Below are 21,483 nucleotides of genomic sequence, written 5' to 3'. Positions count from 1 at the left end.
GCGCGGCCAGGGCTCATCCCTCGCGGCCAGCACGCAATTCCTGCAGTCGGATCACCGTGTTCACGCCCAGCCACGTAAGCGGCTCGGGGGGAAGCCGTGCGGGCTGAGGCTGATCCGAATATCTGTCGAGCATGCCCGAGCGGGTGCCGGTCGCGAGGTCCGCGGCCATGACGCCAGCGAGCGTGCTTTTGACGGTGCCAAGGCCGTTCTCGCAGCACGCCGAATAGAGGCCTTCTTCGATCTCGCCGAAGGCGGGCACGTGATTGCGGCTGAGGCAAAGCCTCCCGGCCCAGACATATTCGAACGGCACGTCCTTGAGGTCCGGGAACCTGGCATTGAGCGATGCCCGTTGCTCGGACGCGATCCCGTCCATGCGTTTTTCGCTGACCCGGACGGGCCAGTCATAGGTGAACCGGGTGCGGATCACGATCCGCGAGAGGCCGTCGCTGCTTATCTTCCTGACGGTGGCGCCCATCGGGTCGGCGGGAAGCAACGCCCACCGGTCCTTTCCCGTCGACTTCGCGGTGAAAGGGGCAGTCATCGACGCATAGGTGAAGATGTGCATCAGGCGGCCGCGGAAGTAACCGAAATCATCGATATGGCCGTTGACGCCGAGGATCACTTTCGGCGCGGTGACGCTTCCGGTGCGCGACACCGCCTTCCAGGCCCCCGCAGCCCGGGTGAGCTTGAGCACCGGCGAATGCTCGAATATGTCGACTTTCGAGGCCAGTCCGGCGGCGAGCCCGCGGATGTAGTCGGCGGGCTGGATCATCACGGCGCCGGGCGTGTAGAGGCCGCCGAGGTAGTAGGACGATCCGGTGATCTGCCGCATCTCATCCGAACTCAGCAAGCGATGCTCTTCGCCGATCGCCTTGAGCGAGCGGCCGTAATTGGCATTGAGCGTCATGCCGCGCTCGGTCGCCGCCGCATTGATCTTGCCCGACGGATCGAAGGTGCGCGCGGACATGCCGTATTCCGCCGCCGCCTCGGCGGCGAAGGCGATCGCGAAACGGTTCTCGGCGATCTCCGCCTTTGTTTCGGCCTCGCCGGCGACGGAATATTCGCCCGACGACAAATTGTGCGGGGTGTCGATCATATAGCCGGAATTCCGGCCGGCGGGGCCTTTGGCGATCTCTCCGGCTTCCATGAGCACGATCCTGTCGCCGGGCCGCAGTTGAGCCAGCCGCCGCGCGGCGGAAAGGCCGGCGAAGCCGCCACCGATGATCAGCCAGTCCGCCTTGATATCGCCGTCAAGCGTGCGGACAGGGAAGCAGCGCCTGCTGATCGCCTCCCAGCCCGAGGTTCCCGATTCAGCCGGAAGCCGCTTGACGACGAGATCGCTCACCGGATGGTCTCGTCGACGGAACGGTCGGAGAGATCGATCCAGACCGTCTTCAGCTCACAGTAATTGTCATGCGCGAAGACCGACTTGTCGCGCCCGCCGAAGCCGGATTCCTTGTAGCCGCCGAACGGCGTGGTTGCGTCGCCTTCACCGAAGCAGTTGACCGTGACCACGCCGGCCCGAATTTCGCGCGAAAGCTTGATCGCCTTGCGCAAGCTTGCTGTGTAGACGGATGCGGTGAGCCCGTAATTCGTATCGTTGGCAAGCGCGATCGCCTCGGCCAGCGAATTGAAGGTCGTGACCGAAAGGATCGGCCCGAATATTTCCTCCTGGAAGAGGCGGCTCGCAGGCGTCACCCCGTCGACGACGGTCGGCTCTATGTACGCGCCCTTGTGCGTGGCACCGCCATGGGCGATCGAGAGCTTCTCGGCCTTCACGTCGGCGAGGAAGGACTTCACCTTCTCGAAATGGGTCTTGCTGACCAGCGCACCGATGCGATTTTCCGGGTCGAGCGGATCGCCCATCTTCCATTCCCGCATGTAGGCGCCGATGCGCTGCAGCAGCTCGTCCTTGACCTTGGCGTGGACGATGAGCCGCGACGTCGCCGAGCAGTTCTCGCCCATGTTCCAGAACGCGCCGTTGACCACCTGCTCGGCGACGAGGTCGAGGTCCTCGGCATCCTCGAGAACCACTGCAGGGTTTTTGCCGCCGCATTCCAGCACGACGCGCTTGAGGTTGGAGTCGGCGGCGTAGCGCAGGAAACGGCGGCCTGTCGGCGTCGATCCGGTGAACGCCACCATGTCGACGCCCATATGCATACCGATCGGTTCGCCCACGTCCTTGCCGCCGCCGGGGACGACATTGAAGACGCCAGGCGGGACGCCGGCCTCATGGGCGAGCTCGGCGACACGCAGCGTGGTCAGCGTTGTCTCCTGCGCCGGCTTGACGATCACCGAGCAGCCGGCGGCCAGCGCCGGGCCGATCTTCCAGGCCAGCATCAAGAGCGGAAAATTCCAGGGCAGGACACAGCCGACGACGCCGACCGGCTCGCGCACCACCATGGTCAGCGCCTTAGAGCCGACGGGCGCGGTGTTGTCATAGAGCTTGTCGATCAGCTCGGCGTGCCAGCGGATGGTATGAATGGTGTCGGGAACATCGACCGTCTGGCATTCGCGGATCGGCTTGCCGCTGTCGAGGCTTTCCATGACCGCCAGCTCGTGGCGGTTGCGTTCGAGCAGCTTGGCGAACTTCAGCAGCGCGGCCTTGCGCTCGCCTGGCGCGAGGTGCTGCCAGCGCCCGTCGTCGAAAGCCTCCCTGGCTTTTGCCACGGCAAAGTCGACGTCACTGGCATCGCACGCGGCGATCTCGGCGAGAACCTCGCCCGTTGCCGGATTGGTCGTCTTGAAGGTCTTGCCGGAATTCGCCGGACGAAACGCCCCGTCGATGAAGGCGTTGGTCGGGAATTGCAGCTCCGCGGCGAGTGCCTTGTATTCGGCGGCGGTCAAAGGCTCATGCATGGTTGGCTCCCGACGTGATCTGGGCGACCGTGCGCTTCAGCGTGGCGACGACAGTCTGCAGGGATCGCTTTTCTTCAGAATTCAAAGGCCGCAGCGGCGCGCGCACGCCGCCTGTCTTCAGGCCGATCAGCTCGCATCCGTGCTTGATCGACTGGACGAACTTTCCGCATTCGAGGAAGTCCATCAGCGGCAGCATCGCGCTCATGATGGCGCGGCCCTTGTCGAAGTTCTTTTCGAGCACGCAGGCCTCGTAGAGCGCGACATGCTCGCGCGGCAGGAAGTTCGAGCCGGCGCAGACCCAGCTCCTGGCCCCCCAGGCGAAGAATTCCAGCGCCTGGTCGTCCCAGCCGCAGGAAAGCGCGATGTGCGGAAACTTGCGGGCTAGCCGGTGGAGGTTGCCCATGTCGCCGGAGCTTTCCTTGATGGCGACGACGTTCCGGGACTTCCCAACGCGGGAGAAATACTCCTCGCCCATCATCACGCCCATACGAGCAGGATAGTTGTAGAGCATGATCGGAAGGTTGGCCGCGCGGTCGACGGTGAGCGCATGCACCGCATTTTCGCGCTCCGTCGGCAGGGCGTATGGCGGTGAGGATACAAGGATCGCGTCGGCGCCGATCTCCTTCGCCGACTTGGCGTATTCGACCGAGTCCTCGGTCCTGATGGCGCCCGTGCCGATGATCAGCGGAAGGCGGGTGCCGATCACTTGCTTGGCGTAAGCGCCGAGATCGAAGCGCTCCTGCGCGGTTTGGGCATAATATTCACCGGTCGATCCGCCGACGATGATGCCGTGCACCTTGGCTTCGATGAGTGACTCCAGAACGTCCGCGAAAGCGGCGTGATCGATTTGACCGTCCGGGCCGAGCGGAGTGACCGCCGGCGTGTAGATGCCCTCGAATTTCAAGACAAATCTCCATCGTGGAGTGGCCATTTCCGACCAAAGCGTCATTCAGCCAAGGGGGAACTGTCTGCGAACTCTCCGGTGAGAATCCCCAGCGCCCGAAACCGGTCGATCGCATTTGATGCCGCGCAGGATTGCACAGCGGAGAGCCGGAGTCAACGGATTGTATTATTTGAGTACACAAATTTTATACGGATAAAACACACGCGACAGAAGGTGTGAACCGGAGCGCCGTCCGGAGAAATGCGACAGCGGTCCTGCCGCTGGCAAAGCCGACCAGCCCGCGAGGAGAGAACCGCTCGCGACCGAGCCGGCGTGTCAGATCAGAACTGAAGCGCGAGGTGCGCCTTTAGGGACCGGCAGACGTGCCTTGTGGATGCTGAGGCAACCTTCGCGAGCAAGGCCTGCCATACCCCGACCGACAGGCCAGACGAGCTATGAAGCGGCAAAGGGCCGATCTGAAAATCGCGGCGATGCCGTCAGTTATCGCCGACCAAGGCATCTGCCTTCATGCCCTGTGGCGCGATGAACATCTCCATGTTCTCGCGTGACAATTCCCAGTGTTCGAACACCAAGTCGACGACGGCATCCTCGTCATGACCGCTGATGGCCGAGATGAAACAATCGTGGTGTTCGACTGCAATTTTGAGGCGCTTGCGCATGTCATCATTGCGCGGGCGGAAGAAGGTATGGCCGATACGGGCATGATCGATCAGCAGGCGGCCGAGGCTGGGCTGCAGATAGACGTTGCCGGACATCTCGCCGATGATCTCATGAAACCTGTTGTTCTCGACCACCATGGAAAGTGGGTCGCCTGACTTGCTCGCGTCGCGGAAACGCTCCTGCGTGTCCTTCAAGTCCGACATCTGTGAAGGCTTGAAATTCTGCACCGCCAGCCGGCCGATAGCGGCGTAGACCATAGGGGCTACCAAGAAGAATTGTCGAAGGGTCGAATGGTTCATAGGGACGACCCGGGCGCCCCGGTTCGCGCGGATTTCGATGTAGCCTTCGCCTTCCAGCCGACGAAAGATTTCCCTCACCGGGGTGCGCGACAAGCCATAGCGCTCGCTCAGCGCCACCTCATCCAGGTCCTCGTCCGGATCGAGTTCCATCGTCAGGATGCGGCGCTTCAGATCGTCGTAGAGACTGCCCTTGCTTCCCTTCATCGCGCACCTTCGGAATCATCTCTGCCAGTCGATCATGCTCGCACAGAGTCGCATGGGCTCCTGCGTGAGTCAACGGATTGTATTTTCCTCGTACACAATATGGCCGGAGAGCGAGGTCTGTTCCGATGCGCCGACGTTTGCATCCGCATCATCTTATTTCCCTATCCGCCTGAATTGCTGGGGTGTCATCGAAAAGTGCTTCTTGAAACAGCTGCAGAAATGCGCCGTATCGCTGAAGCCGGTCTCATATGCAATTTCGGTGACGCTGCGCCGTCGGCTCGCCAGCAGCTCACGCGCGGCGAGAAGACGTATCCGCCGCCAGAATATGGCTGGTGCGGTTTGCAGATCTGCCAGGAAAGCCCGATTCAGGCGTGTCTTAGAGGTGTTCAGAGAACGCGCGAGCTCGTCGATCGAGCACGGCGCGTCGATACGCGTCTCCATCACCTTCACGGCCTCCACAGTCAGCCGCGACGCCGCCCCGAGCGCCTCCTCGTAAGGTTTCGTTCTGAGGGCGATGCGAGGCTCCTCGGGTTTGAAGAGGAGATAGTTGAGGGCCTTTTGAGCTCTGCCGACATTGCTGTAGTGCGCAATGAGGAAGGCCGCGACCTCAATGGCCACGATGCTCCCCGGACAGGTGAGGATGTTGCCATCAATAACATAGTTCTGGTTGGTGACGGGGCTGACATTCGGAAACCTGGCCACGAATTCGCCCAGGGTATCGAAGTGCAAAGCGCATTCCCGATTGTTGAGAAGGCCCGCCTGTGCCAGAACGAAGCTGCCTGTGCACAAACCGATGATGGGGATGCCACGTTGGTCCGCAGCCTGCAGATAGTCATACGTCCTTTGCGGGATTCCCCCCATGTCTCGCACGAGGCCGCCGCATACGGCAACGCAGTCATATCTGCCTGGATCATCCAGATTTCCGCTCGGAACCATCTGCAGGCCGCAGCTCGCACGTACCGGATGCTGCCCTGCTGAAATGAAGTCCCACGAAAAATAAACCTGGCGGCTCTGATCCTCCCGGTCGGCAGCCAGTCGAATGGCATCCACGAAGCTCGCCATCGGGGTCAGCGTGAAGCTCGGGCATAGGATGATGCCGATCTTCAGGTAGGGAAGTCCTACGCGATCAGGTGCCTTCAGCGCGGTCGTCAAAGCTAGCCCCTCCTTGCGGATCCGTCCAATTCTTATGAAAAACGTATCGAAATCACAATTCGTGAATTTCGCGAACCGCTAATGTTCGGTCATCCCAATCAGGTGAGCGCTCACGGCGCGGAAACCAAAGATGACGCTGAAGTCGGCATTCCCGAAAATTCTCGAGCCGCTCCAGCTGCGCCACAAGACGCTGCGCAACCGGATCAATTTTGGTGCCCATACCGCCAACATGGCCGACGACGGTCTGCCTGGAGCGCGGCACCTGGGCTACTACCTGGAGCGGGCCAGGGGAGGCGCGGCAATGATCGTGGTCGAGCCGATGCCGGTCCACCGCACGGCTCGGTTGACTCGGGGCAATTTTCGCCACGACGACGATGCGGTGGTCCCCGGCTTCAGGGCGATCACCGATGCATGCAAGGCCGAAGGCGCGGTTATGGTCCACCAGCTTTACCATGTCGGCCAGCATGGGGATTACGACAATTCCTACTCGGCGAACTGGTCACCATCGGGCCTGCCGTCCTACCACGATGGAGACGGCAGCCATCGGATGCGGGAAGCCGAGATCGAGGAGATAATCGAGAGCTTCGTTCGCGCCGCTGTCCGAGCCAGGGAGTGCGGCTTCGACGGCGTGGAATTGTTCGGCCCCTATAATTCGCTCATCGAACAATTCTGGTTGCCATGGTCGAACCGGCGCGAAGACCGCTGGGGCGGCTCCTTCGAAAACAGGATGCGTTTCTCGACCGAGATTACCTCGCGCATTCGTGCGGCGGTTGGTGACGAGTTCATCATCGGTCTCGCCTCGAGCATCGATGCCTCGGTCGATGTCGGGATGAATACGGAACTGCTCCAGGAGATCGCCGCCTACCATGATACGCGCGCCCTGATCGATTACATCAGTTGCGGCACGGGCAGCTACTTCGACCACTCCTCCGTCATGCCGACCTTCTTGTTTGCCGACAAACTGGGCGCCCCCAACGCCCAGGCGTTGAAAGAGGTCTGCAAACACACTCGCGTCCAGGCGGAAAGTCACATCCGCACGCCGGAAAACGCCAACGAGGTTATCTCGTCGCGTCAGGCCGACATGATCAGCATTGTGCGCGGCCAGATCGCGGATCCGCACTGGGTGAACAAAGTGGCGAGTGGCCGCGACACTGACATTCGCGGCTGCATCTCATGCAACCAGATGTGCTGGGGCAGACGCTCGAGGGACTACTGGATCTCGTGCCTCGTCAATCCTTCAGCTGGCCGCGAATTCGAATGGGGTGGCGACAGCTTCGCAAGGGTCGAGACACCTAAGCGCGTGCTGGTGGTGGGAGGCGGCCCGGCCGGTCTCGAAGCGGCTCGCGTCGCCGCCGAGCGCGGTCATAGCGTGACGCTCGCCGAGGCAGGCCCGCAACTCGGCGGGCAGTTCAGGCTCGCTGGCCTGCAAGCGCGCCGGTCTCAAATCCTGGAACTGATTGACTGGTACGAACGACAGTTGACCAGGCTGGGCGTAAGCCTGCTCTTCAATACCCCGCTTGATGCCCACGAGATTACCGGCCGCGACTTCGAGGAAATCGTCATCGCAACGGGCTCGCAGCCTTCGGGCACGGGGTTCCAGCGTGGCCTGCCTGGGCAAGACCGCCTTCCGGGTGTTGACTTGCCCAATGTCTGGTCAGTCGAGGACGTGATGACGAGGACAGCACGCTTGGGCGATCATGTGCTGCTCATCGACGACACAGGTGACTGGCGAGGTCTCGGCACCGCTCTCGAAATCGTGGCGCGTGGCCATCGCGTCACCGTCGTCACGTCCTGGCCTGTGCTCGGACGTTACCTGCAGCGGACGGAAAGCGACGGCGTCGCTCGCGCACGCCTGAAAAATGCAGGTGGCCGCTGGATAACTGACGCTGTGGTCAAGCAATGGCACGGGGACGGAGCGACTGTCAGGAGCCATCTCGATGGGACCGAAACGGTCATAAAGGCCGATACCCTGGTCCTTGCAACCACCAACGTCTCAGATACGTGGGTGCTGGATGAACTTGAAGAGCAGGTACCCGCGCTGAGACCGAAGGTCATCGGCGACGCATTGGCGCCGCGGCTCGCCGTGGCGGCAATCTACGAGGGGAGGGTGCTCGGCCAATCCATCTAGACTGCCAGACACTGACCATCTTCAACTGGCCATTCGCGGAAGTTGAGGAGACGCAACCGTCCCGAATCGGAGGCCCGCTCGCCGATGCCCAGGGATCCCACGGTTGGTTGGGCAAATGCGTGAGAGACAAGAAATCAACAACAGGGAGCACTCGAAATGAAGTTTTTCAAAAGCGGAGGAACCCGCGTGCCAAAGGCGATCACGCGCATGGCGAAGGACGTTCGTGATGGCCACATGGACCGGCGCGAATTCCTTGCGATGGCTAGTGCGTTCGGCGCATCGACCGCGGTCGCTTACGGCATGGTCGGCCTGGCCGCGCCGGTGCCCGCGTTCGCCGCAGAAGGCAAGAAGGGCGGAACGCTCCGCGTTGCCATGGTGGTAAAGCAGCAGAAGGACCCGCGTACCTATGATTGGGTCGAGATGGCCAATATCAGTCGCACCTGGCTGGAGCCGCTGGTCCGCTACACCCGCGAATTCACTTTCGAACCGGTGCTTCTGGAGAGTTGGGAAGTCAACAGCGACGCCACCGAATACCTGCTTCATGTCCGCAAGGGGGTGACCTGGAACAACGGCGACCCATTCAATGCCGACGATGTCGTCCACAATTTCAGCCGCTGGTGCGACAAGAAGGCTGAGGGCAATTCGATGGCGGCACGTGTCAACAGCCTGGTTGACCCGAATACGGGCAAGGTGCGCGAGGGCGCCGTTACCAAGGTCGATGACTATACGGTCAAGCTCTCGCCGAGCGACCCGGATATCGCGCTCATTGCCGGTCTCACCGACTACCCGGCCTTGGTCGTGCACAGGAATTTCGACGCAGATGGCGCCAATCCGATCACGAAGCCGATTGGAACCGGTGCATTCGAGCTCGTCTCCTACGACGTGGGCCAGAAGGCAGTGCTGAAGCGGCGCGAGAGCGGAAAATGGTGGGGCGGAGAAGCACTGCTGGACGGGGTCGAGTTCATCGACTACGGGACCGATCCAAATGCAATGGTGAGTGCGTTCGAGTCCGGTGAGGTTGACCTCAATAATGAAACCGGAGCGGACTATGTCGAGATTTTAGACAAGCTTGGACTTCACCAGACGGAGATCCAGACCGCGACCACACTGGTTGCCCGCACCAACGTCACGCAGAAGCCGTATGACGATAAGCGCGTGCGCAACGCGCTCCAGATGGCCGTTGACAACAACGTTGTGCTTCAACTCGGCTATGCCGGGCGCGGCACGGTGGGCGAGAACCATTTTGTCAGCCCGATTCACCCCGAATACTACCCTCTGCCCAAGAAAGCGCGCGACGCGGCTGGCGCGAAAAAACTCATATCGGAGGCGGGTCAGGCGGATTTCGAGCACGAATTGATCACCGTCGACGATGATTGGAACAAGAGCACTGGGGATGCGATCGCCGCCCAGCTTCGCGACGCGGGCATTAAGGTCAAGCGCAGGGTAATGCCCGGGTCGACCTTCTGGAACGATTGGACGAAGTATCCTTACTCCGTGACCGTTTGGTACATGCGTCCGCTTGGCGTCCAGGTTCTGGCACTGGCCTTCCGTACCGGCGAGGCGTGGAACGAGACGGGTTACTCCAATCCGGAGTTCGACAAGAAGCTCAAGGAGGCCCTGTCGGTGAGCGCCCCCGAGAAGCGGCGTGAGGTGATGAAGGACATCGAGACCATGATTCAGGACTCGGGGATCATCATCCAACCCTATTGGCAGAAGCTCTACAATCACATGAGCAAGAAGGTGAAGAACTATTCCATTCACCCGACCTTCCAGATGGATCTGCAGAAGGTCTGGCTAGAACAGGCCTGACGCATTCAAGCCTCAGCCCAAACGGCCAGCTGGCGGCCGCGGAATTTGCCTCTTCGGATGGAGATTTTCGCGGTCGTCACGGATGTTTCCCTCCGAGGAACATCCAAACCATCGGAGCCGTCATTTTTTGGCCGGCCGAACTGACCACTCCAACTATGCCAGCCACCACAGCCGTGGGTCTCAACTGCGGCCACGCTGATCGAGCATGAAGCATAGCGATGTGCTTGCCGGTCACGCGCTGCCGGCGCAGCGCCATGATCGCATCCGCCACCGCGGCTTCGGTTCGCCCTGGGCTTGTCTTGGGCCGCGAGGAACGGTCGAGCGTGCCGGCGCTTCCCTCGATCCGGAAGCACTCCACCCAGCGCGCCACCACCTTCGCCGTCACCCCGTATGTCCGCGCCGCATCGGCTTTGGAAGGACGGCCTCCAATAACGTCACGGGCCATTTCCTCGACGCAGCGGCTTCGGACGGGCATTCTTGTGGATGTTCAGTCGGTCCTCCGAGAATCACTGAAGCTTCCTCAGTTTTCTTGGTCGGGGCCGAACAGACAACCTCCTGAAGGCTCACAGCTAGTACGAGGTGGGCGACGCCGACATGCCGACCTTGATCGCGCGGTCTCTGAGCGACAGATGCCGACAACACGAATGGAGCAGAAGGTTTGTACGAGACTGGTGGAGTATGCGACACCCGATCGGTCTATGCGGAACCGCGCATGATCAACTTGGCTTCGAGTCGTATGACTTCCGATCCGCCATCAAGCGCTTGAGGGTCATCCCCGATCCGCGCGAAAAGCATGTCAACCCCGGCGGCGGCGATGCCCCGATAGTCCTGCGCCACTGTCGTCAGCGGCGGGCATGTGAAGCGGCTCAGTGGATGGTCGTCATGACCCGCGACGCGCAATCCGCCGTCCTCTTCACGTCCGACCGGCCGCTTGCGCTCGTAGGCAGCGGCGATGACGCCGAAAGCGAGGCGGTCGTTGGCGCATAGAACCGTCCGGGTGGGGAAGCCGCCACTGTCAAGGATACGGCCGGCTTCCCGGTAGCCTAGTTCCTCGAAATCCCAGCCCCCGGCTCGGATCGGCAGCATGATGGGCTCAATCTTGAGCCGCTCCATGGTTGCGATATACGCCGCCCGGCGCTCCAGCGCGTTCTGATTGACCGCCGGCATTTCCAGGAAACAGGGATGCTCTCCCGTGCGGCACAGATACTCGGTAATGTCGCCGATGCTCTGTCGGTTGTCGGTTCCGACGAACGGTTGATCGGCATTGACGCGATTGTCGAGGAACACGATCGGCACTGAATTCACGAGGCTGGCCAATAGGGTCGCGTCCGTCTCGAAACCCAGCGGCGCCATAAGCACACCAGCAATATTGAGCGACATCAGCGTGCGCATCGCGCGGGCTTCCAGCTTGCGTTCCCCATGTGAGGACAGAACGATCGCCCAGTACCCTTCGGCAAGGCAGCGCATTTCGATCTGGCGAACGACCTCCGCGTAGAACGGATCGGAAATGTGGGGAACGATGACGCCAATATTCTTCGGCTGCTTCCGGTTCATGCTGACAGCGAAGATGTTCGGTCGATAGTCGTAATCCTTCAGCGCCTTTTCGATCCGCGCCCGGGTCGACGGCTTCACGCTATCGGGATTGTCGAAATATTTCGAGACCGTCGGCCGCGACAGACCACTGGCGGTCGCAAACTCTTCCATGGTCCTGATCTTCGGCTCGCTCATGTTCGACTTCCCGCGCTTGAGACGCCCGCAATGGGCGAACAGGATTTTTCATGCGTAAATTTATTTTTTTACCAAGACAACCCATAAAAGCGGTCGGGAAGCGATCATTCCCGCTCATGGCAGATCGAGAACGGCAAAGGCCGTGTAATCCCTCGTGCATCTATCAATTTATTTTTTATCGCGTGTAAAGAAATAAATTGACACGAAGAAGGAGGCATGACATTTAAAGCCGCAGCTCGGGTTCCGGGCTGAATTCTCGCCATGGAGGTTGCCGCCTGGCGGCGGCAAGCAGGCGGGAAACGCATCGTTCATGTTCAGATCAACAACGAGCCGGCCAGCACCGGCTCCATTCGGAGGAAATCATGTTTCGTAAAACGCTCGGCCGCATTCTTCTGTCCGCGACAGCCCTCGCCGTGATGGCGGGCGTCGCTTCCGCTGACGGCATCGGCGCATCGCTTCTGACCCAGCAGCACCCGTTCTACATTTCACTCGCCAACGCGATGAAGAAGGAGGCCGATGCGGAGAAGGTGCCGCTCGAAATCGCCATCGCCAATCAGGATCTCAGCAAGCAGCTTGCCGATGTCGAGGACTTCATCACCAAGGGCGTCAGTGTCATCATCATCTCCCCGGTGGACAGCAAAGGCGTACGCGCGGCCATCACCAAGGCCGAGAAGGCAGGCATCAAGGTCATCACCGTGGACATCCCGGCCAATGCCGCGGAAGTGACTTCCTTCGTCGGCACCGACAATTTCGCCGGCGGCGAAAAGGCGGCCGAGCTGATGGCGAAGTCCATTGGCGACAAGGGCAATGTCGCCATCATCGACTATCCGACGGTCCAATCGGTGGTGGACCGCGTCGAGGGCTTCAAGAAGGGCCTCGAGAAGCACCCTGACGTCAAGATCGTCGCGATCCAGCCAGGCATCACCCGTCCGGAAGCGCTGGCCGCCGCGCAGAACATGCTGCAGGCCAATCCCGACATCGTCGGCATCTTCGGCTTCGGCGACGATGCGGCCCTCGCCGCGGCGGCAGCCGTCAAGGCGGCCAAGCTCGAGGCCCAGGTCAAGGTCATCGGCTTTGACGGCATGGAAGAGGCCCGCAACGCTGTGAAGAACGACCCGGTGATGGTAGGCGTCATCGCCCAATATCCGGACGAGATGGGCAAGGTCGCGGTCGAGACCGCGGCCAAGGTGATCAAGGGCGAGACCGTTCCGGCCAAGCAGCCGATCGTTCCGGGCGTCGTCACCAAGGATGGTGAAACCAAGTAGCCAGTTCGACGGCGGCGGCTGGGAGGTTTGTCGCCGTTACCTTCTCCGAGCGATGGTCCGGTCAGCCAATTGCCGGCACCATCGCGCCTGGAGAAAGGAAAAGTGGTTCCGCTCGCCATGTCACCGGCGGGCGAGCCGCAAGGCAGAGGAGGAACAACTCGTGACAGTCATCAACCCAAATGCCGATGCCGACACGTCGCGTGCCGCCGACACGGTGCTCGAAATTCGCGATATCGCGAAATCATTCGGCCCGATCGTGGCGCTCAAGCGTATGAACCTGACCGTGCGGCGTGGGCGCGTGCACACGTTGCTCGGTGAAAACGGTGCCGGCAAGTCCACCCTGATGAAGATCCTTGCCGGCGTCTTCAAGCCCACGTCAGGCAGCATCGTCCTGAACGGAAAACCCTATGTGCCGCAAAATCCCCGCGACGCCCGCGCGCACGGCATTTCCATCGTGTTCCAGGAACTCAGCCTTTGCCGCAACTTGTCGGTAGCGGAGAATATTTTCGCCAGCCACGAGCCGAGCCATTTCGGCTTCATCCGCGACCGCGAGTTGAATGCGGCCGCCCAACAGCTCATCCGCGACCTCGGCCTGCCGGTCGACGTGCGAGCCAAGCTCGGCGACCTTTCGATCGCCCAGCGCCAGCTTGTGGAGATCGCCAAGGGCCTCAGCCTGCCCGCCGACGTGATCATCCTCGATGAGCCGACCTCGTCGCTTTCGGACAGCGAGGCCGAGATCCTGTTCACGATCATCGACCGGCTGAAGGCGCGCGGCAAGGCCGTCATCTACATCTCGCACCGCATGGAAGAGATCATGCGGCTGTCCGACGACATCACCGTCGTGCGCGACGGCGAGTATGTGACCACCACCGAGAAGAGCCAGACCAGCATCGACCGGCTGATCGCCCTGATGGTCGGACGCGAGATGAACAACATCTACCCACCGCGCCAGGTGCCGCGTCCCGCTGCTGAAACGCCTGCGATGCTGGCGACCAGGAATCTCACCGTTCCGGGCAAGTTTCGGGATGTCTCGATCGACGTCAAACCCGGCGAAGTCGTCGGTCTGTTCGGCCTCGTCGGCTCGGGCCGCTCCGATGTCATGAAGGCTCTGTTCGGCATGTACCAGCCGCAGGGCGAAATCGTCCTTGACGGCAAACCGCTGGCGCTTGCCTCTCCGACGGAGGCGATCCGCAACGGCATCGCTTTCGTGACCGAGAACCGCAAGGAAGAAGGCCTAGTGCTGCCTCATAGCGTGGAGCGCAACATCAACATGGTGGCGCTCGGCCAGCTTGCGGGGCCGCTCGGCCTGATGCGCAGTTCGGCCGAGCGCGAGGCCGCCAAGAGCGAGGTGCGACGCCTGGCCATCAAGACCGCATCGATCGACACCATTGCCGGCTCGCTGAGCGGTGGCAACCAGCAGAAGATCGTGCTGGCCAAATGGCTCTTGATCAAGCCGCGGGTGCTGATCCTGGACGAGCCGACCCGCGGCGTCGATGTCGGCGCCAAATTCGAGATCTACCGCATTATTCGCGAGCTTGCCGCCAACGGCGCCGCGATCCTGATGGTTTCCTCGGAGCTTCCTGAAGTTCTGGGCCTCAGCGACCGCGTCGTGGTGATGCATAACAAGCAAATGGCCGCCGTGCTCGAAGCCGATGGCCTCACACCGGAAACCGTCATGAACTACGCAGCGGGGATGCACGCATGAGCAACGTCCAAGACATTCAGAAGAAGGCCGCGGATGCCGAGGTCCGCCGCTCGTTTCTAAGGTCGCCGATGGTGCGCCAATATGGCGGCATCATCATTTCTCTAGCCGTGCTCTGCGTCGTCTTCTCGGTGCTGAACCCGCGCTTCCTGGCCTTCAACAATTTCATGAATATCGTGCAGCAGGTGGCCGTCATTGCGGTCGCGGCCTACGGCATGACCTATGTCATCCTGCTGGGCGACATCGACCTGTCCATCGGCTCCATCATCGCCGTCGCCGGCATGGTGGCCGCGCAAGCCTTCGGCATGGGCTTCGGTTTCCTGCCGACGGTGCTCCTGACCTTGGCTGCCGGCGCGCTGATGGGCGCGCTCAACGGCGCGTTGTCGGCCAAGCTTATGCTACCATCCTTCATCGTGACGGTAGCCACGATGGGCATCTACCGCGGCGCGGTCAGCCTGCCGACCAATGGCGCGCCGGCAATGATCGACAACGAGGCATGGCTCTCGATCGGCGCCGACAGCTGGCTGGGCATCCCGATCATCATCTGGATCATGGCCGTCCTGTTCGTGATCAACCACGTCGTGCTGTCCAAGTCGATCTTCGGGCGGCAGATCTACCTGACCGGCGGCAACAGAGAGGCGGCGATCTATTCCGGCATCCGCGTCGACCGCGTCAAGATCATCGTCTTCATGATCTCGGGCGTCATGGCCGCGATCAGCGGCATACTTCTCTCCTCGCGCCTGTCCTCGGCTCAGACCAACGCCGGCATGGGCTACGAGCTCGACGCCATCGCCGCCGTGGTCCTGGGTGGCACCTCGCTTGCCGGCGGCGTCGGCACGATGATCGGCACCATTCTCGGCGCTCTCATCATCGGGGTCATCAACAACGGCATGAACATGTTGTCGGTCCCTTACTTCTTCCAGCTCATCGTCAAGGGCGTTGTCATTCTCGTAGCCGTCTGGCTCGATGTGCGCAGCAAGTCCGTCAGAACGTGATCGGGTGAAACAAACATGAAGAAGATTATCACGATAGGCGAGATCCTCGTCGAGATCATGGCCGTCGAGTCGGGCCATGGCTTCACCGCCCCGATTCAGCTCGTCGGTCCCTTCGCCTCCGGCGCGCCGGCGATCTTCATCGATCAGGCGGCGAAGCTCGGCCAACCCTGCGGCATCGTCAGCACTGTCGGCAAGGACGATTTCGGCACGCTCAACGTCGAGCGTTTGCGCCGTGACGGCGTCGATGTCTCGGCCATCGGCATCCATCCAACCGCGGCCACCGGCAGCGCCTTCGTGCGCTACCGGCCGGACGGTAATCGCGACTTCATCTACAACATCCGCCACAGCGCCTGCAGCGCCATCGGCCTCACGTCGGAGGCGGAAAGGCTCATCGACAGCGCCGACCACCTGCATATCATGGGCTCGGCGCTGTTCTTCGACGGCATCGTCACCGCCATCTTCGAGACCACCTCGCGCATCAAGGCCAAGGGCGGCACGGTTTCCTTCGACCCCAACATCCGCAAGGAAATGCTCGAACTGCCCGGCATGCGTGAAGCACTCGCCCATGCGCTGGAGAATACCGACCTGTTCATGCCGAGCGGCCAGGAAATCTTCCTTTTTACCAAATCGACCGACGAGAAGGCCGCGGTCGCGGACCTGCTCGACCGCGGCATCAAGGCCGTGGTGGTCAAGCGTGGCGCGCAGGGCGCCAGCTACTTCGACAGATCTGGCGAAGCCTTCGCTCCGGCGTTCAAGGTGGAGGAAGTCGACCCGACCGGCGCCGGCGACAGTTTTGGCGCGGCCTTTGTGACGTGCTGGCTGCGCGGCATGGAACCGCGCAAGGCGTTGATCATCGCCAACGCCACCGGCGCGCGGGCGGTAAGTGTCAAAGGGCCGATGGAAGGCACGTCCACCATGGGCGAAATCGAAGCGTTTCTGAACGAGCATGGAGTTCCGGCATGAGCACCGACATCCTGAGCGGCCTGCCCGCACGCCACGCGAGCGGACAGCGTAGCGGCATCACCTCGATCTGTTCCGCGCATCCGCTCGTCGTGGAGGCCGCTCTCCTGGAGGGAATCGCGACCGGCTCACCGGTGCTGATCGAAGCCACCTGCAATCAGGTCAACCAGGAAGGCGGTTATACCGGCATGACGCCCGCCGACTTCCGCCGTTTCGTCGAGGCCATTGCCGCTCGGCTGGGATTTGACGCCGGGCGCCTGATTCTAGGAGGCGATCACCTGGGGCCTAACCCATGGAAGCATCTCCCGGCCGAGGAAGCGATGCAGCGCGCCGAAGTCATGATGGATGCCTTTGTGCGGGCAGGCTTTACGAAGATCCATCTCGACACGTCGATGGGTTGCGCGGGTGAGCCGGTGGCGCTGCCCGACGCCCTGACCGCCGTGCGCGCCGCGCGCCTGGCGAAGGTCGCCGAAAGGGCGGCGGCCGAAGCCGGCTACGACCTGCCGGTCTACATCGTCGGCACCGAGGTGCCGATCCCCGGTGGGGCGATGGAGGCGCTCGATCACCTGGAACTTACCAAGCCGGAAGCCGCGCTCGAAACCATCGAGGTTCACCGCAGGGCCTTCGCCGCGCTCGGGCTACAGGATGCCTTCTCGCGCGCCATCGGCGCGGTGGTGCAGCCGGGCGTCGAATTCGGCAACGAGAATGTCGTCGTCTACGACGGTGCCAAGGCTGTCGCCTTGCGCGGCGTCCTCAAGCAGATGCCGCAATTCGTCTTCGAGGCACATTCGACCGATTATCAGCCGCAGGAGGCGCTTTCCGCTTTGGTTCGCGACGGCTTCGCGATCCTCAAGGTTGGCCCCGGCCTGACCTTTGCGCTGCGCGAGGCGCTCTATGGCCTCGACCAGATCGCGGCCTTCCTGGACCGTCTGCCGGAGGAGGAAACTCTGCGCGGCAAGATGGAACGGCTGTTGCTGGCCGAGCCCAGGAACTGGGATAAATACTATCATGGCGATGCGCAGGAACAGCGCCTGCAGCGCCATTTCTCCTACAGCGACCGCATCCGCTATTACTGGCCCCATCCGCAGGCATTGGCCGCGGTCGACGCCCTGCTTCAGCGGCTGGACGGCCGCCCAATCCCCGAGACGCTGATCAGCCAGTATCTCGGCACGCTCTATCCCGCGGTTGCGGCGGGCAAGGTGAAAGCGACTCCAAAAGCGCTAATGGTGGAAGCGGTGCGCAACGTTGTGCGCAGTTACAACCACGCGTCATCACCAACTGCAAAGGTCTTATCTAGTCGGCCATAGCCGGAGGGACATCAAAGGTCGAATGCCTCGCTTGCGGATATCGGCGAAGCGTTGATAGCGGAGCGCGCATAGGATGCGCGATCAAGCGACAGACTTCGTCGGCCCGTGTCGTGACAATGGCGCGTATCTGACGGTAGTTGCCTCGATGCCCGGCTGTCCCAGCGCGCAGAGGCTACAAGGCTGTGCGGAGGCTTCACTGAGCGGTCCATCCGTGTCCACCGCGTCGCCTAACGGGGGCGGTCACGCCATCGCCGACATCAGCCGCAAACTAAAATCCCCATAGCCATCAACTGTGGCCCGCGGGTTCCTGCATGAGAGGCTTTCGTACGCCTGACGGCACCCGAAACCCTTCAGCATGTCGGTCGTAAGGGCGACTGTGCCTATTGCCCAAAGCAGACAATTTTGGTGGCCACTCTGGAGGTCGAGATGTCGCAGGAGCAGCATTTGCCTAACTTGCTTCGCAACCGACCACTCGCCACCGACAGTTGGCAGCATCCAGCAACTCTCACTCCGCTGCCTGAAATCTTGCTGCCCCGAGGATGACACGAATCTCTGCACGGCAGGAGCCGCAATTGGTGCCGGCCTTCAGCGCCCCGCCGATGGCTTCGACGGTGGTGCAACCGGCCGCCACCGCTGCAACGATCTGGTTGGCTCCGATGTTGAAACAGGAGCAGACGGTGGCACCGGCATCGGGCCGTTCGACACCGGCGCGGCCGGCGACGATCGTGAAGCGGTCGCGCTGGCTGGCGTGGGTCGCTTCCAATTGTTCAACAGCCCAGCTGCGCGACACCGCGACCGGAGCGGGCGCGACGAAAAAGGCGCCCACGAGGCGCTCACCGTCGAAGGCGGCGATGCGGTGCTGGCCGGCGTCCCGGTCGTGATAGGCGAGCATTTCGGCCAAGGGGGCATCGAAGAGTGACCCGGCGAAGGCAGTCCAGTCGGCAGCGGCGTCGGCAAAGGCCAGCTCGACCCGCCATCCGCCCTTGCAGCGGGCTGCTGCCCAATAGTCGGCACTGATCGCTTCGGGTCGTTGCCGTGTCACGGCAAAACCAAAGACCTTGGCGGCAAATTTCTCGATGCGGGCCGCGACGTGTTTTAGCGCCGGCTGGCCTGAGATTGGGTCAGTGAGCGGCGCGATGAGTGCGTCGAGCCGGCCCCTAGCAGCGAACTGGTCGGTCCAGTGCATCGGCGCGAAGACGCTGCCCTGGCGCTGGCGGGGCGTGATCAGGGCACGGACCAGCACTTCGCCGCGCGGGCTGGAAATCCGCACGATATCGGCGTCGCCGAAGCCGTGGTGCAGCGCATCCGCGGGATGGATTTCGACAAACGGCTCGGCGATGTGCTGTGACAGGCGCGGGCTTTTACCCGTCCGCGTCATGGTGTGCCAGTGGTCGCGGATGCGGCCAGTGTTGAGGATGAGCGGGTAGTCGGCGGTGGTGCGGACTTCCGTCGCGGCGCGAATAGCGATGAAGCGCGCTTTGCGGTCGGGGGTGTAGAAATTGCCGTTGGTGAAGAAACGTGTGCTGGTTTGAGTGCTTTGGCGCGGCGTTGGCCATTGAAATGGCGCTAGCGCATCGTAGTCCTCAACATCGATCGCAGCATAAGCGCCGATATCGAAATCACGCTCGCCATCATTTTCGAACCCCGACAGCGCGGCATGTTCGACAAAAACTTCCGCCGGGGTCTCATGCGAAAACGCCTCGTCAAAACCCATCCGTTTCGCCACCTCGACGATAATCCGCCAATCCGACCGCGCCTCGCCGGGCGCGGCTAAAAAAGCGCGCTGGCGCGAGATGCGGCGTTCGGAATTGGTGACCGTACCGTCCTTTTCGCCCCAGGCGGTGGCCGGCAGGGATACATGGGCGTGACGCACTGTGTCGGTCTCTGCCAACACATCCGAAACCACGACGAATGGGCATGCCTTGATCGCGGCTTCGACGGCATCGGCATCCGGCATGGAATCGACCGGGTTGGTGGCCATGATCCACAGTGCCTTGATGCGCCCGTCGGCCACCGCCTCGAACATGTCGACCGCCTTCAGGCCGGGTTTGTGGGCGACGGCGGGCGCCTTCCAGAAACGCCGCACCCGCTCACGATGCTCGGGGTTTTCGATCTCCATATGAGCAGCGAGCATATTGGCCAGGCCGCCAACTTCGCGGCCGCCCATGGCATTGGGCTGGCCGGTCACCGAGAACGGTCCTGTCCCCGGCTTGCCGATGCGGCCGGTGGCAAGATGGCAGTTGATGATGGCGTTGACCTTGTCGGTGCCCGACGTCGACTGATTGACGCCCTGGCTGTAGACAGTGACGGTCTTCTGCGTCGCGGCGAACAGGCTGTAGAAACGGACGAGCTCTTCCTCGCTCAGGCCCGTGGCGGCGGCGACGGCGGCAAGGTCGAGCGCCGAGGCCGCGAAAAGCGCCTGCCCGAAGCCGGTCGTGTGCGTGGTGATGTAGGCGCGGTCCAGCGAATTTTGCTGGCCGAGATGAGCAAGCAGCCCGGTGAACAACGCGACGTCACCATCCGGCGCGATGGCCAGATGCATGTCGGCGATATCGGAGGTCATGGTGCGGCGCGGATCGACCAGCACGATCTTCATGTCAGGCCGCTTTTCCCGCGCCGCGGCAATGCGCTGGTAGAGCACGGGATGGCACCAGGCGAGGTTGGAGCCGACCAGAACGATCAGGTCGGCGAGTTCGAGATCCTCGTAGGTGCCGGGCACGGTGTCGGCGCCGAAGGCGCGGCGGTGGCCGGCGACGGAGGAGGCCATGCAGAGGCGTGAATTGGTGTCGATGTTGGCCGAGCCGATGAAGCCTTTCATCAGCTTGTTGGCGAGGTAATAATCCTCGGTCAGCAACTGGCCCGAGACATAGAAGGCGACCGCATCAGGACCATGCTCAGCGACAGTTTGCGAAAAGGTCGAGGCGACAAGGTTGAGTGCTTCATCCCAGCCCGCGCGCCGGCCGTGGATTTCGGGATGGAGCAGCCTGTCGTCGAGGCCAATGGTCTCGGCCAGTGCGGAGCCCTTGGAACAGAGCCTGCCGAAATTAGCGGGATGGTCGGGGTCGCCACGGACGGTGACTTGTCCATCCGTGGCGACCTTCGCCAGCACGCCGCAACCCACCCCGCAATAGGGGCAAGTGGTACTCACCTCGCGCGCTGCGTCGATTTCCATGGGTTCAGGCCGCGCGGCTCGCCAGCGCTGCCAGCGCGATGAACAACTGTCCGTCCTCGGTCTTCACCTGGATAGTGCGCACCGCGCCCTCGTCGGCGCCGAGCGCCTTGCCTGTCTCCAGCGAGATCACCCAATTGTGCAAGGGACAGGTTACCGCCGCGCCATGCACGATGCCTTGGCTCAGCGGCCCGCCCTTGTGTGGGCAATGGTCGTCGATGGCGAAGACCGCGTCGTCTGCGGTGCGAAAGACGGCAATCTTGCCTTGTGGCGTCGCGACACAGCGCGCGCCGCGGCGCGGGATGTCGGAGAGCGTGCCGATAGCGATCCACTCCATGATTG

At 62.1% G+C, this 21,483-nt stretch carries 15 protein-coding genes and 1 pseudogene; 7 read left to right on the top strand and 9 right to left on the bottom strand.

The annotated features are described in order from the left end of the window. Positions 1-13: 13 nt before the first annotated feature. From FJ938_RS00325 to FJ938_RS00305, 5 genes are all read right to left on the bottom strand, one after another. Entirely contained in the window at positions 14-1,345 is a 1,332-nt protein-coding gene (locus tag FJ938_RS00325) for an FAD-binding oxidoreductase (RefSeq protein WP_140690161.1), read from the bottom strand. Beyond that, positions 1,342-2,859: an aldehyde dehydrogenase gene (locus FJ938_RS00320; RefSeq protein WP_140690159.1), complete on the bottom strand. Its 1,518-nt coding sequence runs from the start codon at positions 2,857-2,859 to the stop codon at positions 1,342-1,344. The genes FJ938_RS00325 and FJ938_RS00320 overlap by 4 nt, the downstream gene beginning before the upstream one ends. Beyond that, entirely contained in the window at positions 2,852-3,763 is a 912-nt protein-coding gene (locus FJ938_RS00315; protein WP_140690156.1) for a dihydrodipicolinate synthase family protein, read from the bottom strand. The genes FJ938_RS00320 and FJ938_RS00315 overlap by 8 nt, the downstream gene beginning before the upstream one ends. A gap of 476 nt (positions 3,764-4,239) precedes the next feature. After that, on the bottom strand, positions 4,240-4,926 hold the full coding sequence (locus FJ938_RS00310; RefSeq protein ID WP_140690153.1) for a GntR family transcriptional regulator: 687 nt from the start codon (positions 4,924-4,926) through the stop codon (positions 4,240-4,242). Between the two features lie 153 nt (positions 4,927-5,079). After that, positions 5,080-6,078 carry a helix-turn-helix domain-containing protein gene (locus FJ938_RS00305; protein ID WP_140690150.1) on the bottom strand — a complete coding sequence of 333 codons (999 nt, stop codon included), beginning with the start codon at positions 6,076-6,078 and terminating at the stop codon, positions 5,080-5,082. 130 nt (positions 6,079-6,208) lie between these two features. Between FJ938_RS00305 and FJ938_RS00300 the strand changes: the two genes are divergently transcribed. Continuing rightward, positions 6,209-8,206: an FAD-dependent oxidoreductase gene (locus FJ938_RS00300; RefSeq protein WP_140690148.1), complete on the top strand. Its 1,998-nt coding sequence runs from the start codon at positions 6,209-6,211 to the stop codon at positions 8,204-8,206. A 156-nt stretch (positions 8,207-8,362) separates the two neighbouring features. Beyond that, on the top strand, positions 8,363-10,015 hold the full coding sequence (locus tag FJ938_RS00295) for an ABC transporter substrate-binding protein (protein WP_140690145.1): 1,653 nt from the start codon (positions 8,363-8,365) through the stop codon (positions 10,013-10,015). Positions 10,016-10,226: 211 nt separating this feature from the next. Here FJ938_RS00295 and FJ938_RS00290 read toward each other — a convergent pair. Together FJ938_RS00290 and FJ938_RS00285 are read right to left on the bottom strand one after the other, a co-directional pair. Continuing rightward, a pseudogene (locus FJ938_RS00290) lies at positions 10,227-10,506 on the bottom strand (leucine zipper domain-containing protein); the annotation flags it as partial. 205 nt (positions 10,507-10,711) lie between these two features. Next, positions 10,712-11,743, bottom strand: a complete 1,032-nt coding sequence (locus tag FJ938_RS00285) for a LacI family DNA-binding transcriptional regulator (RefSeq protein WP_140607107.1) — start codon at positions 11,741-11,743, stop codon at positions 10,712-10,714. 362 nt (positions 11,744-12,105) lie between these two features. On the opposite strand from FJ938_RS00285, the gene FJ938_RS00280 reads away from it, so the two are divergent. The 5 genes from FJ938_RS00280 to FJ938_RS00260 all read left to right on the top strand — a co-directional run bounded on the left by FJ938_RS00280 (position 12,106) and on the right by FJ938_RS00260 (position 17,972). Continuing rightward, on the top strand, positions 12,106-13,008 hold the full coding sequence (locus FJ938_RS00280; RefSeq protein WP_140607106.1) for a substrate-binding domain-containing protein: 903 nt from the start codon (positions 12,106-12,108) through the stop codon (positions 13,006-13,008). A gap of 160 nt (positions 13,009-13,168) precedes the next feature. Further along, positions 13,169-14,713 carry a sugar ABC transporter ATP-binding protein gene (locus FJ938_RS00275; protein ID WP_246673115.1) on the top strand — a complete coding sequence of 515 codons (1,545 nt, stop codon included), beginning with the start codon at positions 13,169-13,171 and terminating at the stop codon, positions 14,711-14,713. Further along, positions 14,710-15,705: a ribose ABC transporter permease gene (locus FJ938_RS00270; RefSeq protein ID WP_140690139.1), complete on the top strand. Its 996-nt coding sequence runs from the start codon at positions 14,710-14,712 to the stop codon at positions 15,703-15,705. Before FJ938_RS00275 ends, FJ938_RS00270 begins: the two co-directional genes overlap by 4 nt. A gap of 15 nt (positions 15,706-15,720) precedes the next feature. Further along, on the top strand, positions 15,721-16,668 hold the full coding sequence (locus tag FJ938_RS00265) for a sugar kinase (RefSeq protein WP_140690136.1): 948 nt from the start codon (positions 15,721-15,723) through the stop codon (positions 16,666-16,668). Beyond that, a complete protein-coding gene (locus tag FJ938_RS00260; RefSeq protein WP_140690133.1) occupies positions 16,665-17,972 on the top strand; it encodes a D-tagatose-bisphosphate aldolase, class II, non-catalytic subunit in 1,308 nt (435 codons plus the stop codon). Before FJ938_RS00265 ends, FJ938_RS00260 begins: the two co-directional genes overlap by 4 nt. 505 nt (positions 17,973-18,477) lie before the next feature. Here the strand turns inward: FJ938_RS00260 and FJ938_RS00255 are convergent. Further along, positions 18,478-21,144 (bottom strand): nitrate reductase, encoded by a 2,667-nt coding sequence (locus tag FJ938_RS00255; RefSeq protein ID WP_140690131.1) that lies wholly within the window; start codon positions 21,142-21,144, stop codon positions 18,478-18,480. Between the two features lie 4 nt (positions 21,145-21,148). Further along, the gene (gene nirD / locus FJ938_RS00250) at positions 21,149-21,478 is read right to left on the bottom strand and encodes a nitrite reductase small subunit NirD (RefSeq protein ID WP_140690129.1); all 330 of its coding nucleotides are present in this window, start codon (positions 21,476-21,478) and stop codon (positions 21,149-21,151) included. Positions 21,479-21,483: the final 5 nt, after the last annotated feature.

Origin of the sequence: Mesorhizobium sp. B2-4-14 (assembly GCF_006442155.1) — a bacterium.
Taxonomy (GTDB): domain Bacteria; phylum Pseudomonadota; class Alphaproteobacteria; order Rhizobiales; family Rhizobiaceae; genus Mesorhizobium.
Note: the sequence above shows the minus strand (reverse complement) of the source record. Positions and strands in the feature narration are given on the sequence as shown.